The organism is Jonesia quinghaiensis DSM 15701, from assembly GCF_000423205.1.
Taxonomy (GTDB): Bacteria; Actinomycetota; Actinomycetes; order Actinomycetales; family Cellulomonadaceae; genus Jonesia; species Jonesia quinghaiensis.
In genome coordinates, this window is sequence record NZ_AUHN01000010.1 from 301,713 (window position 1) to 315,298 (window position 13,586).

Here is a 13,586-nt window from a genome sequence, read left to right on the forward strand (position 1 = left end):
CGGACAATGTGGCCAACCGGCCAGGTCGAATACAATCAGGCGGAAACAACAAAGCCACCTGGTGAATACCAGATGGCTTGTGTGTTGTACCCCCAACGGGATTTGAACCCGTGTTACCGCCGTGAGAGGGCGGCGTCCTAGGCCGCTAGACGATGGGGGCCTTAGTGTTTACCGTTCAGTTCCTGCACAAAGTGTTGAACTGAGCTGGGGTACCAGGACTCGAACCTAGAATGACGGTACCAGAAACCGTTGTGTTGCCAATTACACCATACCCCATTGACTGCAACCTTTTGGCGTGAAATCAACCTTATTGCGGCAATTTCATGAGGTCTGCACGGTTTCCCGCGCTGTCAACAACGAAAACACTACCTGAGGTTGAAGCCCTATTCCAAATCGAATAGACGTGTCCTGCATTACGTCACCCGTTTCAGGTGGCCTTCCTCTCGCCCAGTACATGGTGGGTAAATAACTCGTTGAGCGCGGAGATCACAGGGATGCCTTCGTTGAGCGCTACGTGTCGATCTTCAACGTGCACTCCCCCACGCCGCGTTCCTGGGCGGTCTAGCCATATGCCGCGCAGTCCGGCAGCCTTCGCTCCGCGGGCATCGACATCAAGTTCGTCACCGACATAGAGGGTATGTTGGTGCTGTGTGCCGAGCATTCGCGCGGCCTCGTGGAACACACGTGGATCCGGTTTACCGACACCGAAGGTGTCAAGAGTGACAAGGATGTCTACGTCTTCCAGCCCGCACAACGCCATTTTTCGGCGTTGCAGTTCCTCACCTGCATTCGTGAGTGCACCGATTCGGTACCCATGTTCACGGAGTTGGTCCACTACCTGGCGTGCCTCGGGGAAGGGTTTCCACCCGGCAGCGAAAGCTGTCATGAACGTGTTGTTCCATGCCTCAAAGGCGGCAGCATCAAGTGGTGCGCCGCCGAAAGCAGCATGCAATTCGTTAGCTCGTGCCATCCGTTGCTCATCGGCAGTTTGTTCCCCGCGGGTATACGCCCCATAGTGGCCGTTCGCGTCAGCTCGCCACATAGCAACTATCTCGCCATGCTGACTGTCGGGAATGTGCGGCAAGTAGTGCACCCGTACCGCTGCCAGGGCGTGGGTGAAGGCGCCCCGCGTATCAACGAGTGTGTCGTCGATATCCAGCAGGACGCCTTCAATGTGGTCACCCACAATCACGCATTTTCTCCCAGGTAGGCGCGGAACGCCTTGAGGCGGGCGAGGGATGATTCGAGGCCGAGGATTTCCATGGACTCAAACAGCGGCGGTGACACGCGTCGCCCGGTCACTGCGACGCGCAGTGGGGTGAATGCGAGGCGTGGTTTCACCCCGAGTTCATCGACGAGAACAGCACGCAACGCTTGTTGCACATCGTGCGGGTTTTCGAGGGAGTCGAGCCCTTCAAGCAGTGCGATAGAGCGGTCGAGAATGTCGAGACGTTGCTCAATTTTGTTGACTTGGACCAGCGATTCCTCGTCGTACGTCAGGTCAGCGTCTGCGGTGAACAGGAACCCGAGCATGCCGTGCGCTTCGCCGAGCAGGGTCATACGTTCTTGGACGAGCGGAGAACCAGCAGTCAGGATGTCTTGTTCACGCGGCGTCAATGCGTCGAAGCTATCAGCGCTGACAACACCGGCTGTGTGCAAGTACGGCACAAGGCGGCCGCGGAAGTCATTGGCTTCAAGCAAACGTAGGTGCGTGGCGTTGATCGCTTCAGCTTTTTTCAGGTCGAAGCGTGCAGGGTTGGAGAGTACGTCTTTCACGTCGAAGGCTGCAACTAGTTCGTCCATGGTGAAGATGTCGCGGTCGGCGGCAATAGACCATCCGAGGAGCGCCAGGTAGTTCAGCAACCCTTCTGGGATGAACCCGCGGTCGCGGTGGTGGAACAGGTTGGACTGTGGGTCTCGCTTGGAGAGTTTCTTGTTGCCTTCACCCATGACATAAGGCAGGTGCCCAAATTGGGGCATTAATGTTGCGATACCCAGTTCCATGAGGGCTTGGTAGAGCACTACTTGCCGTGGGGTGGAGGACAGCAGGTCTTCACCACGGAGCACGTGGGTGATTTCCATCAGCGCGTCATCCACTGGGTTAACCAGTGTGTATAGCGGTTGACCGTTGGCGCGCACTACAACATAGTCGGGCACGGAACCGGCTTTGAAGGTGACATCTTCGCCGCGGACAAGGTCGTAGAACGCGACGTCAGTATCTGGCATGCGCATACGCCATACGGGTTCGCGCCCTTGCTCACGGAACGCTGCTTTTTGCTCGTCGGTGAGTGTGCGGTCGTATCCGTCGTATCCCATGGCTTTGGAACGGCCTGCGGCGACGTTGCGCGCTTCGATTTCCTCAGGAGTGGAGTATGACTCATAGATGTAGCCGCCGTTTTTGAGGCGCGCAATGACGTCTTGGTAGATCTCGGCGCGTTGTGATTGGCGGTATGGGCCGTGCGGTCCACCTTTTTCAACGCCTTCGTCCCAGTCCATGCCCAACCAGGTGAGCGCGTCGAGGAGTTGCTGGTAGCTTTCTTCAGAGTCACGCTCAGCGTCGGTGTCTTCGATGCGGAACACGAGTTTTCCGCCGGTGTGGCGTGCGTAGGCCCAGTTGAACAGGGCTGTACGAATCAACCCAACGTGGGGTGTTCCCGTGGGTGATGGGCAAAACCGGACGCGGACAGGTGCGTTGGTGGCAGTCATAGCGCTGAGTGTGTTCTCTCGTTGTCGCAGTGGTTCGGAATGTTCAGTGTTTAGTGTTCATGAAGCGTGTGGCGGGCGGGGCAGATGCGCCTTTTGCTGTGCTTGGTTGGTGCAGCGCATCATTTTTTTAAGCTAGGCATCGCGACGGATCGTGATGTTCCCTAATGTCCCTAGCCCGTCGATGGAGCATTCAACACGGTCACCGTGGTTGAGTTCTCCAACGCCTGCTGGTGTTCCGGTGAGAATGATGTCTCCTGGCAGCAGGGTGAATGCTTCGGAGATGTATGACACCAGGAATGGGATGTCGAAGATCATGTCAGCGGTGTTGCCGTTTTGGCGCAGTTCACCATTCACTGTGGTGGTGATGCTCAGCGATTCGGTGTTGAGGTCTGTTTCGATCCATGGGCCGATTGGGCATGAGGAGTCGAACCCTTTAGCGCGCGCCCACTGACCGTCTGTTCGTTGTGCATCACGGGCGGTGATGTCGTTGGCGATGGTGTACCCCAAAATGTGCCGGTGGGCGTTCTCTGGGGTGACATCTTTGGTCATGCGGCCAATGACAACGGCTAGTTCAGCCTCGTAGGACACTTCGTTGGAGAATGCTGGCAGGACGATCGGATCATCTGGGCCCACTACTGAGGTGTTGGGTTTCAGGAACAGGAGTGGCTGAGTGGGCATGTCGTTGCCCATTTCACGCACGTGGTCCGCATAGTTACGCCCTACTCCCACTACTTTGGAACGTGGGATGACGGGGGCAAGTAGTCTGACACCGTCAGTCAGTTCGATGCGTTCCCCCGTTGGCGCGATGGGCGTGTAGAGGGGGTCTCCGCTCAAAACAGCAATGTACTCTTTGCCATTGTCTGACTGGAGGAAACCGAATCGTGGGTCGTCACCTGTTGTAAATCTCGCAATACGCACACTGTCAGGTTAGTGCATGCCCCGCCTCCATGCGGGTGATGGTCACGACACCTGCTGCGCATATTAGACGTGAACGATGATTTCACCGTGGGGGATCATGAACCACCCGTCGGGCTGCTCTGCCCAGGTGCGCCATTCTTCGGCGAGGTCCTCTAAGGCAACGTCGTCAGCGAGGCCGGCGTCTCTGGCTTGTACGGCGAAGTTCGATGCGACGCACCGTTCCGCCCACAGCGCACCCCACCATTCGCGGGATTCTGGTGTGGCGTAGCACCACACTCCGGCTGACGGTTGGATGTTTTCGGCGTCGATGCCCGCGGCACGGAACCAGGACAGCAGGCGCCGCCCGGCATCGGCCTCATACCCATAGGCACTGGTGACCTCGTGGTACAAAATGTTCCATTCGGTCAAGCCTTCACTGGGCGGGTACCAGGTCATAGCACCGTAGTCGGCATCACGTACTGCAATAATGCCGCCTGGCGCGGTGACCCGCCGCATCTCGTTGATTGCTTTGACAGGGTCCGAAAGGTGCTGCAACACCTGGTGGGCGTGGACGATATCGAAACTGCCGTCGTCAAATGGCAACTCGTACACGTTCGCTTGAGCGAACGTGACATTGTTAACGCCCTGTTCGGTTGCGAGCGCGCGGGCTGATTCCAGCACAATATCGGCGGCGTCGACACCGGTGACTTGCCCTGGGGCTAGGGCTCGCGCCAGATCTATGGTGAGTGTTCCGGGGCCGCAGCCAACGTCAAGCATGGTTTGCCCGGGGCGGAGGTAGCTGGTGAGGTACGCGGCGGAGTTTGCGATGTTCCGGGCGCGGTGGGAGCGCAGCACCGATTCGTGGTGCCCGTGGGTGTAGGACTCCGACTCTTGCGTTTGGTCGCTGTGGTCGGACCCAGGGGCGGAGTGCGTGGCAGCGTTGCCTGCTGCCACGATGCTCACTGCTAGGTCGTTAGTCGCCGTGTTGCTCATGAGGTCGACGTTAGAAGGGTTTGCCACATAATGGACCCCCTCTCTCACGATGTGGATGGGCATTTCTCCTTGTGCACTGTACAAACGCAGATCACAGGCCCACAGCCGCAACGCCCCCACTGAAAGTAGTATCGTCGCTGCTATGGCACACCCCTACTTTGCGACCTCAACCAACGGCCCCGAACTTCGCACCCTGGGACGCAGCGGACTGACTGTGTCCGTGGTCGGGCTTGGCTGCAACAACCTTGGGCGCCCCAAAACAGCCACCGAATCCTTGGACGGGTCACAAGCCGTCATTGATGCAGCACTTGATGCGGGCATCACCTTTTTTGATGTAGCTGACATGTACGGGTCAACTCCAGGAGTCTCTGAGGAGATTCTCGGCACCACACTCGGGTCACGGCGCAACAGTGTCATTGTGGCGACGAAATTTGGGCTTCCCGCCAATGGCGTCAACGGGCCAGAGTTTGGCGCTCGCGGCTCACGCCGGTACATCATGAATGCCGTTGAGGCGTCACTGCGGCGCCTCAAAACGGACTATATCGACCTGTACCAGTTCCACACTCCTGATCCATTAACTCCCATTGAGGAAACTCTGCGGGCTTTGGATGACCTCATCGCCAGCGGCAAGGTGCGGTACATCGGTCACTCGAACCAAACAGGCTGGCAAATCGCCGATGCGGAACACACAGCACGTGCACTAGGCAGCGAGCGTTTCATTTCAGCCCAGAACCACTACAACCTTCTCGACCGCCGGGCAGAACTTGAGGTCACTCCGGCCGCCCAAGCTTATGGTCTTGGTGTGCTTCCCTACTTCCCTTTGGCTAATGGGCTCCTCACCGGCAAATACACTTCGTCTCATGCGCCTGCCGATGGTCGGGTCACGCACACCAAGCCTGGTCTTCTGGACTCGGCACCGTGGGAAGCGCTGGAGAAACTCGATACGTTTGCCCGGGAGCGCGACCTCACCATGCTTGATGTGGCGTTCTCATGGTTGGCTGCGCAGCCGGCGGTGTCCAGTGTTATTGCTGGGGCGACTCGCCCTGATCAGATCGTGCAGAACGCGCAGGCTGTTCGTGAGTTGTCCGCCGAGGATGTGGCGTACGTTGATTCGTTGTTCCCTGCCCCTGACAAGGTTGCGTTGTTCTAATGACAGTTGTGTCAGCGCAAGCACGTCATCGCTTTGAGGTGTCCGTGTTGGAGCCTGAGCAGTGGGTTCCTTTGATGGAGGCGCACCGGGAGCGTGCTCGTGTTTTGACTGCGACGTGGCGGGGTGCGCGGGAGCGCGGCGAAAAACATGAGATTGAGGATTTTTTGTTCTCGTACTACCCGGTGCGTCCGGCACGCTTAGAGGCGTGGGCTCCTGGTGTGGGGCGTGCTTTACGTGATGCCGAGGATCGTCCTGAGGTGCGCGCTGAGGTGGGGCGCCGTGCGCAGGCGCGGTGGATGCGTTGCAGTGAGGACGATGCGGGGCGGCAGGTGGAACTGGACCGTGACGCTTATCTCGCAGACCGTGGGTCGGCTGTGCGTTATATGCGTAATATTCTTGCTCAAACGTTGACTCGGCCTGCAAGTGTGGGGTGTTTTGGGCTCCATGAGTGGGCGATGGTGTACCGCGATGAGGCCCCCCGGCACGTGTTGCCGCTGCGGTTAGGGACGCAAGGCACCAATGACGTGGTTGAGGCACACAATATTCGGTGCACCCACATTGACGCGTTTCGGTTCTTCACCCCCTCAGCGGTAGGGCGTAACAGGTGGCAACTCACCCGTGAGACGCAACCAGCAATGGAACAGCCAGGGTGTTTGCATGCCAACATGGACCTGTACAAGTGGGCGTGGAAACTCACGCCAGCTGTGCCAGGTGACCTGCTGTTGGATTGCTTTGAGCTATCGCGGGAAATCCGCTATCTCGACATGCAGGCCTCACCTTACGATGTGTCGCAGTTTGGGCTTGACCCTGTTCCCATTGAAACCACTGAAGGAAAAGCGGAGTACGTTCGCCGCCAACGTGACTTTGCTGCCCGGTCGGAACCGTTACGGCGCCGACTCGTCGACGTGTGCGATGCGGTGCTTCAGGTTTCATAGCGCCAAAAGGACACAACGGGAGACTAGTAGGCGTCACCTAGTATCTAGTCATGTTGTCTTCCACCCCGATGTGCGACGCACTGAACCTTCAGCCCTACTCCGTGTTGTGTTATCGGCGGCGCGGTAACCTGCGCATTGAAGAGATGAGGGAGTACCTCACTCGAGGGCGGATCCTGGCGGGGACACTTCCCGGTGAGGAGATCGGCGAACCGGGCACTGTCAGTGTGCAGCTCCTCATCGATGATGAGGGCAACCTTCTCCGTGAAGATCACGCGGGCACCTTCGAACCGGCGGGGCATGTTGACGATTGGCTTGCCCGGTGCGCACGTCACCTGGGTATCACGGTGGATCACGGGGACGAAGATGTTGTTCGCCCCGATGGGTCCGAGGAATATCTCGAGAAACCCGAACGGACAACCAACCACCGCTCTATCCTCCTTGCACACGCACCAGCGATCCACGCCGCTGTTCTGTGCGCTGATGCTCTTGATATGACCTGTTGGGTTGGGTCCTGGGAGGACACAACGCTCCTCATTCCTCAGCATTCCAGGTCTCTTCACTTAGATGAGCTAACCCGCCCGGCGTGGACTGAACGCCATACCCCGCTCGTGCTTTTCAGCCGGGCAGGGTCCCGCTGGGAAGTGCAATGGAGCCTCACCCCACATGGCCCAGCCACCGGAACCCTCATTGTTGAGCCGGACCACCTCCCCGTGATGACATCCAAAGCCAACGCCGAAGTACGCACCCTTATCAGCGAACTCACCACCACGACTCGCGTCATCATCACTGATTCGCCACCCCACGCATCGCATGCGTATCGCGAACACCCCGTCATGGCCCTTGGTCACCAAGCTCAACACCTCACCACACTGAGCGGTGAACTCTTCATGCACCATGTCCTTTCTGCTCTGGCGCTTCCCTCGCACACAAGGAACCTGATCCACACCCACATGACCTCAGAACGAGGTATCAACCTCACGGCAAACCAAAGCTCACACGAGGGACTCATCAAACTGGCTAACCTGCCGGCGGACCCTGACACCCTCAAAACCGTTGCATCACACTTGCACCTCACCCACGCACAAGCCACCGGGCGCCCCGTGTCACTGCGTCTACGCTGGGATGGATCGGTAGCAGGAATGTGGTCAAAAGTGATCGGGTATAGCGCCCTGCTTTTCCTCTGCGTCGGGCTCACAATCTTGGCGTGGACCCGCCCGGATGCCCCTGTTTTCTGGCAGATCATGACCCTAGTGGGGGTGGGCGTTTACGTTTACCTCGTCCGCGACTCTGTGCGGGTTATTCGGGAGTTTTACCGAATACGTCAAGCATTCACTTTTACCCTATGATCTGCTCATGAGACCTGAAGAAACCTCACTCATCGAGTCACATGGTTTCCACCCCTACGATGTGTACCTATACCGACCAGACGCAGAGGTATCAACATCTGAGGTGATTTCTGCCCTTGCACAGCACCGTGTCATCGCAGGAGTTATCGATGCGAGCCGCATCGCAGAACCTCGAAGCATCCTTCTCACGTTCCTCATCGATGAGGACGACCACGTCATATGCGAGGACCCCACCGGCGACTTCACTCCCGGACCGTTGGTCGAAGACTTCCTGCCCGAACTAGCACAATCCACAAAAATGTGGATTGAACTCGACGATGAAGAAGTCATCACACCTCACGGTGAAACAGAAACAATCGACGAACCAGCACGAGTATCAACAGCCCGAATTGTCACCGTCATCCCATCCGCCGCACCAGACGTTGCCGTAGCCATGTCAGGGCCAGTAGCTGGCACATCGTGGTACACCATCAAAGACAACACAACCGTTCATATCTCTCCGACCGGGCTCGAAAGCGAAGCAATTGGTGAGGTCTTCACCGACAACCAGCTGCCCGCCCTCACCCTGATTAGAGCCGGTGAAGTATGGCGTGCACAATGGTCCCTGACCAAAGACGGATTTGCCACCTTCGGAATTGCCGTTGGACCTGACTTAGACCCAGTCACTCACTTTCTCGGAGACACCCCAGCATCACGCTTGGCTGCCGAACTAAGCACGTTCGCCAGGGTCACCGAAGAACAACCCACCGAAAAATTCAAACGCTCACTACTCGACCACCCCATCCACAAACTCATCAACCGCAGCGATGAATTAACGGCCCTGCCTGGTGAGCTTTTCCTCCAGGACTTTGTGGCAACGATAAATCCACCCGCTGCGATCACCCGAATCATCGTGGATCACCTCAATTCAGAACGAGGCATCGAGTTAACACACCATGGTGAGGCTTACGGGTTAGTACGCCTCGAAGACCTCCCAGAGGACCCTGACGCCCTGAAGGCCATTGCCATGCGCTCGCGGGTGCTTTACGAGCAGGCAATGGGGCGTAAGCCAACGATACGTAGTTTGATTTTTGGCACCTCAATGGGTGTGATCCTGAGATCTGCCGCTGCCGTTCTGGGTGCCATCGCGTTGGCTTTTGTCGCCTGGTTTATGTGGGAGGACCCAGAAAGCTCGTGGTTCGAACGCTATGGCAGCATCGGCTTTGCTCTCTATGTGCTGTGGGTTGCCGTAAAAACACCACGAGAGCTGCCTCACCTTCGACGGGCCGAAGCTTTTGTGCCGAAGGGAGACAGCCCTTTCCTATAACAGTGGCGCGCTACGGTGAGGTGATCAGCGGGTTGCTCCCTTTGCCCAAATGTCGCCTGGAAGGTCACCTGGGAGGTGTGGGTTGCCATGACCCACAAACCGGGTGACCTTTTTGCCGCCCTTGGTCAACGCTTCGTAGTCTTTCAACGCACCAATAAACCACTTGGAGAGCAGCAAGATCGCGACGAGGTTAATCATGGCCATTGCCCACATGGCAACGTCTGCCAGCGCCCAGGCGAGATCGAGGGATACAAGAGCGCCTGCAGCGACGGCGACGACGATAAGCAGGCGGGCAAGCGTCAGACCTGTTTTGCGCGCACCGAGGTAGTGCAGGTTGACCTCGGCGTACGTGTAGTTACCAAAGATTGAGGTGAAGGCGAACAGGAAAATGATTCCTGTCATGAGCCATGCAGCCCATCCACCGAATGCTGAGATTACTGCTGCGCCGGTGAGTGCGGCACCCTGCCCTGAGCCGATGAGGCTGACATCGTAGACACCTGACGCCATGACCATGAGGGCTGTTGCCGTGCACACCACCATAGTGTCAATAAAGACACCGAGGGATTGGATGAGGCCCTGTTGGATTGGGTGGCTTACTGAGGCTGTGGCTGCCATGTTCGGTGCTGAACCCATACCGGCTTCGTTAGAGAACAACCCACGGCGAGTTCCGTTGATGAGCGCGGCCATGATGCCAGCACCGGCCCCGACGACGGCTTCGTTGAGTCCGAATGCTGCTGAGAAGATATCACCGAAAAGTTGGGGAACTTGGGTGATGTTCATGGCAACAACGGTGAGGGCTATCAGTACGTAGATGCCTGCCACAATGGGCATGATGCGTCCGGAGAACTTGGCGATCACTTTGATGCCACCAAAGAGCAGTGGCGCGACCAAAGCGACAAGAACGATCGCGGTGATGCTTGAGGAGATGTTGTGGTTTGAGCTGAGGGTGTCAGCGATCGTGTTGGCTTGGACCATGTTGAACGCGAACCCAAAGACAAACACCACGATAACGGCGAACACTGCTGCGAACGCTTTGGATTTGAGTCCGTAACGGATGTAGTACGCCGGGCCCCCACGGTAGGTGTCATCGCTGCCGTTACGGACTTTAAACATCTGTGCCAATGTTGCTTCCACAAACCCCGTTGCCATTCCGAGGAACGCAACTACCCACATCCAGAAGATTGCACCGGGTCCGCCAAGCGTCAGGGCCACAGCGACACCAACAATGTTTCCCGTTCCGACGCGTGAGGCCATTCCTGTGGCGAATGCTTGGAACGAGGAGATGCCTGGGTGCACGGTGTCGTCGTCTTTACCAGCGACTGACTTCCACATGCGTCCGAACAATCGAACTTGGACGCCTCGAGTCCACAATGTATATACCAAGCCCACTCCGAGGAGGAGATACGCCAGTATGGAGCCGTAAAGGAAGTCACTTGTCGCTGTGACAACTTCTGTTGCGTCCTCGAAAAACTCAGTCAGGGCACTTGCATTCATTGTTTATCCCTTGCGGTCGGTAATTGTCATCAGGCTACGGCCGGTTAACCCCACCCGCTAGGTGAGCGCTCCCCGGTTGTCCTGAGACAATGGTCAGTGATGACTACGCGAGCCCCACTTCAAAACATTCTCGATACGATAGCGGACCCGAGCGACGATGATGAACTTTTCGATGCTTTTTCGAGGTTCACACAGGAGCGAGGCTTGAGTCTCTACCCTGCTCAGGAAGAGGCGTTTCTCGAGCTCATTACGGGTAATCACGTCATTTTGGCGACCCCAACTGGTTCTGGTAAATCTCTTGTCGCTATGGCAGCGCACTTCGTTGCTCTTGCCCGTGGTCAGCGCAGTTTTTACACCGCGCCGCTGAAAGCGTTGGTGTCAGAGAAATTCTTCGCTCTCGTTGAGGTTTTTGGGTCCGCGAATGTGGGCATGATGACCGGTGATTCTGCAGTGAACCCTGACGCCCCCATCATCTGTTGCACAGCCGAAATCCTCGCTAATCAGGCGCTTCGGCAAGGTGGCGTTGACGAGCACGACCCTGACGTTGACCAGGTAGTCATGGATGAGTTCCACTTTTACGCCGACCCGCAACGTGGCTGGGCGTGGCAAGTTCCTCTCCTAGAACTTCCGCGCGTTCAATTTTTGTTGATGTCCGCGACCTTGGGAGACACGTCTTTCTTCCAGGAAGACCTCAGCGCCCGCACCGGGCGTGACGTTGTCGAGGTAAGTGGCGCCGAGCGTCCCGTCCCCCTCCATTTTTCTTACGTCATCGAGCCGTTGCCTGACGTGATTGAAGAGCTTGTCACCACGCACCGCTCCCCCGTGTATGTCGTGCACTTCACCCAAAAAGATGCGGTCGAGCGTGCTCAAGCACTTCTCTCCACAAAGGTGGCAAGCAAAACTGAAAAGGAAGCGATCGCAGCTGAACTGGGAACGTTCCGGTTCGGGTCCGGTTTCGGTAAGTTGCTCTCGAAGTTTTTGCGCAACGGGATTGGTGTTCACCATGCCGGAATGTTGCCCAAGTACCGTCGAGTTGTTGAACGCCTCACCCAAAAGGGTCTGTTGAAGGTTGTATGTGGGACTGACACGTTGGGCGTTGGGATCAACGTTCCGATCCGCACTGTGCTGCTCACGTCGCTGGTGAAGTTCGATGGGGAACGCATGCGGCACCTCACCGCCCGAGAGTTCCACCAAATCGCGGGGCGCGCGGGGCGCGCGGGCTACGACACCCTCGGCGAGGTGCTTGTGATGGCACCCGACCATGTTGTGGAAAACCGTAAAGCGCTGATCAAAGCGGGCGATGACCCAAAGAAAATCAAAAAAATCGTCAAAAAGAAAGCCCCGGCTGGTTCGGTGAACTGGACTGAAGGCACGTTTGAACGGTTACGTGACGCGGACCCAGAACCCCTCACATCCCAGTTCTCGGTTACTCACTCCATGGTGCTCAATGTGCTTGCCCGAACAACAGAGGATGGTCGCCCCAGCGACCCGGTTGCGTCCATGCGTCACCTCCTCACAGCGAACCATGACCCGGAATCTCGCCGACGTGACCATGTCCGTCAAACGTTCCGCATCTACCGGTCACTGAAGCAAGCAGGCATTGTCACAAAAACTATCCCTGTGACAGGTGTGGTGGGGCATAAACCGACACCGCGCATCGAACTCACCACTGATTTACCGGAACACTTCGCGTTGAATCAGCCGCTGTCGCCCTTCGCGTTGGCCGCTCAGGACCTCCTGGACATCAACTCCCCCACCCACGCTGTGGATGTTGTTTCTGTCATCGAGTCAACTCTCGATGACCCACGCCCCGTGCTATATGGGCAGCAGCGCGCTGCTAAGGGTATGGCCATCCAAGAGATGAAGGCCGACGGCCTGGACTACGACCAGCGCATGGCTGAACTGGAAGACATCACGTGGCCGCGCCCTTTGGCTGACCTCCTGGAACCAGCTTTCCGCATGTACCGGCAGTCAAACCCGTGGATCATTGAACACGAACTATCCCCCAAGTCGGTGGTTCGTGAAATGTTTGAAACAGCCTCGTCTTTCAACGAACTCATTTCGCGGTATCAACTTGATCGTTCTGAGGGTGTGGTTCTGCGGTATTTGGCCGATGCCTACCGCACGTTGCGTCAGACAGTCGCTGCTGAGCATCGCACACAAGACGTCGATGTCCTCATCGAATGGTTGGGGGACCTGGTGCGCGGGGTTGACTCATCCCTTCTTGACGAGTGGGAGCGGCTGTCGAACCCAGAAGCCTACGTGGAATCTGACGCAAGCGACTCTGTGCTAGAAGATGACGCTCCGCCACCCATCACAGCGAACAAGCGGGTATTCACTGCAATGATCCGTAACGCCATGTTCCACCGCGTCGAACTAGCCGCACGGGAAAACTATGAGGCATTCGATCGGCTAGCCTCGCGTGACGGGTGGAACGGCGACCAGTGGGCTGATGCATTGGACCCCATGTTCGAAGAACACGGCGATGACGCTATCGGTATCAGCGCCCAAGCTCGAAGCCCACAACTCTTGACCATCACAACGTCCACGGACGGTAACAACCGGCTATGGACTGTTACACAAACCCTCGATGACCCTCGCCAAGACCACGACTGGTACATCCGAGCCCAGGTAGACCTTGACGCCAGTGACACAGCCGGGGAACTCGCTCTACGCATCACAGAGGTTGGGCAAAAATAACTCAGCGCTTGGGCGTGCCAGGCGCGTCCAAGCACCCACCGAAAGCGCAACGCACTGAC

General features: G+C 57.3%; 10 protein-coding genes and 2 tRNA genes. 5 read left to right on the forward strand and 7 right to left on the reverse strand.

Features of this window, described 5'->3' with window-relative positions; translation table 11 throughout:
- Positions 1-87: 87 nt before the first annotated feature.
- The 6 genes from G538_RS0110915 to G538_RS0110940 all read right to left on the reverse strand — a co-directional run bounded on the left by G538_RS0110915 (position 88) and on the right by G538_RS0110940 (position 4,623).
- Positions 88-160: transfer RNA gene (locus G538_RS0110915), tRNA-Glu, on the reverse strand.
- A 44-nt stretch (positions 161-204) separates the two neighbouring features.
- Positions 205-276: transfer RNA gene (locus tag G538_RS0110920), tRNA-Gln, on the reverse strand.
- Positions 277-427: 151 nt separating this feature from the next.
- Positions 428-1,186, reverse strand: a complete 759-nt coding sequence (locus G538_RS0110925) for an HAD family hydrolase (RefSeq protein WP_245566853.1) — start codon at positions 1,184-1,186, stop codon at positions 428-430.
- 2 nt (positions 1,187-1,188) lie between these two features.
- Entirely contained in the window at positions 1,189-2,706 is a 1,518-nt protein-coding gene (gltX, locus tag G538_RS0110930; RefSeq protein ID WP_029069352.1) for a glutamate--tRNA ligase, read from the reverse strand.
- A 132-nt stretch (positions 2,707-2,838) separates the two neighbouring features.
- The gene (locus G538_RS0110935) at positions 2,839-3,624 is read right to left on the reverse strand and encodes a fumarylacetoacetate hydrolase family protein (RefSeq protein WP_029069353.1); all 786 of its coding nucleotides are present in this window, start codon (positions 3,622-3,624) and stop codon (positions 2,839-2,841) included.
- A 63-nt stretch (positions 3,625-3,687) separates the two neighbouring features.
- Complete coding sequence (locus G538_RS0110940) at positions 3,688-4,623, reverse strand: methyltransferase domain-containing protein (protein ID WP_245566854.1); 936 nt, start codon at positions 4,621-4,623, stop codon at positions 3,688-3,690.
- A 115-nt stretch (positions 4,624-4,738) separates the two neighbouring features.
- Between G538_RS0110940 and G538_RS0110945 the strand changes: the two genes are divergently transcribed.
- The 4 genes from G538_RS0110945 to G538_RS0110960 are packed head-to-tail and all read left to right on the forward strand — an operon-like array spanning position 4,739 to position 9,333.
- Positions 4,739-5,746, forward strand: a complete 1,008-nt coding sequence (locus tag G538_RS0110945; RefSeq protein WP_051196988.1) for an aldo/keto reductase — start codon at positions 4,739-4,741, stop codon at positions 5,744-5,746.
- Complete coding sequence (locus G538_RS0110950; protein WP_425402190.1) at positions 5,746-6,681, forward strand: 3-methyladenine DNA glycosylase; 936 nt, start codon at positions 5,746-5,748, stop codon at positions 6,679-6,681. Before G538_RS0110945 ends, G538_RS0110950 begins: the two co-directional genes overlap by 1 nt.
- Before the next feature lie 50 nt (positions 6,682-6,731).
- A complete protein-coding gene (locus G538_RS0110955) occupies positions 6,732-8,027 on the forward strand; it encodes a hypothetical protein (RefSeq protein ID WP_029069357.1) in 1,296 nt (431 codons plus the stop codon).
- Positions 8,028-8,034: 7 nt separating this feature from the next.
- Complete coding sequence (locus G538_RS0110960; RefSeq protein ID WP_029069358.1) at positions 8,035-9,333, forward strand: hypothetical protein; 1,299 nt, start codon at positions 8,035-8,037, stop codon at positions 9,331-9,333.
- 24 nt (positions 9,334-9,357) lie between these two features.
- Here the strand turns inward: G538_RS0110960 and G538_RS0110965 are convergent, their stop codons facing one another.
- Positions 9,358-10,827: an alanine/glycine:cation symporter family protein gene (locus G538_RS0110965; RefSeq protein WP_029069359.1), complete on the reverse strand. Its 1,470-nt coding sequence runs from the start codon at positions 10,825-10,827 to the stop codon at positions 9,358-9,360.
- Between the two features lie 99 nt (positions 10,828-10,926).
- On the opposite strand from G538_RS0110965, the gene G538_RS0110970 reads away from it, so the two are divergent.
- The gene (locus G538_RS0110970; RefSeq protein ID WP_029069360.1) at positions 10,927-13,527 is read left to right on the forward strand and encodes a DEAD/DEAH box helicase; all 2,601 of its coding nucleotides are present in this window, start codon (positions 10,927-10,929) and stop codon (positions 13,525-13,527) included.
- Positions 13,528-13,586: the final 59 nt, after the last annotated feature.

Coding starts and splice junctions, on each gene's coding strand:
- G538_RS0110950 (WP_425402190.1), top strand. CDS start 5,746: ATGACAGTTGTGTCAGCGCAAGCACGTCATCGCTTTGAGGTGTCCGTG.
- G538_RS0110970 (WP_029069360.1), top strand. CDS start 10,927: ATGACTACGCGAGCCCCACTTCAAAACATTCTCGATACGATAGCGGAC.
- G538_RS0110945 (WP_051196988.1), top strand. CDS start 4,739: ATGGCACACCCCTACTTTGCGACCTCAACCAACGGCCCCGAACTTCGC.
- G538_RS0110960 (WP_029069358.1), top strand. CDS start 8,035: ATGAGACCTGAAGAAACCTCACTCATCGAGTCACATGGTTTCCACCCC.
- G538_RS0110955 (WP_029069357.1), top strand. CDS start 6,732: ATGTTGTCTTCCACCCCGATGTGCGACGCACTGAACCTTCAGCCCTAC.
- gltX (WP_029069352.1), bottom strand. CDS start 2,706: ATGACTGCCACCAACGCACCTGTCCGCGTCCGGTTTTGCCCATCACCC.
- G538_RS0110965 (WP_029069359.1), bottom strand. CDS start 10,827: ATGAATGCAAGTGCCCTGACTGAGTTTTTCGAGGACGCAACAGAAGTT.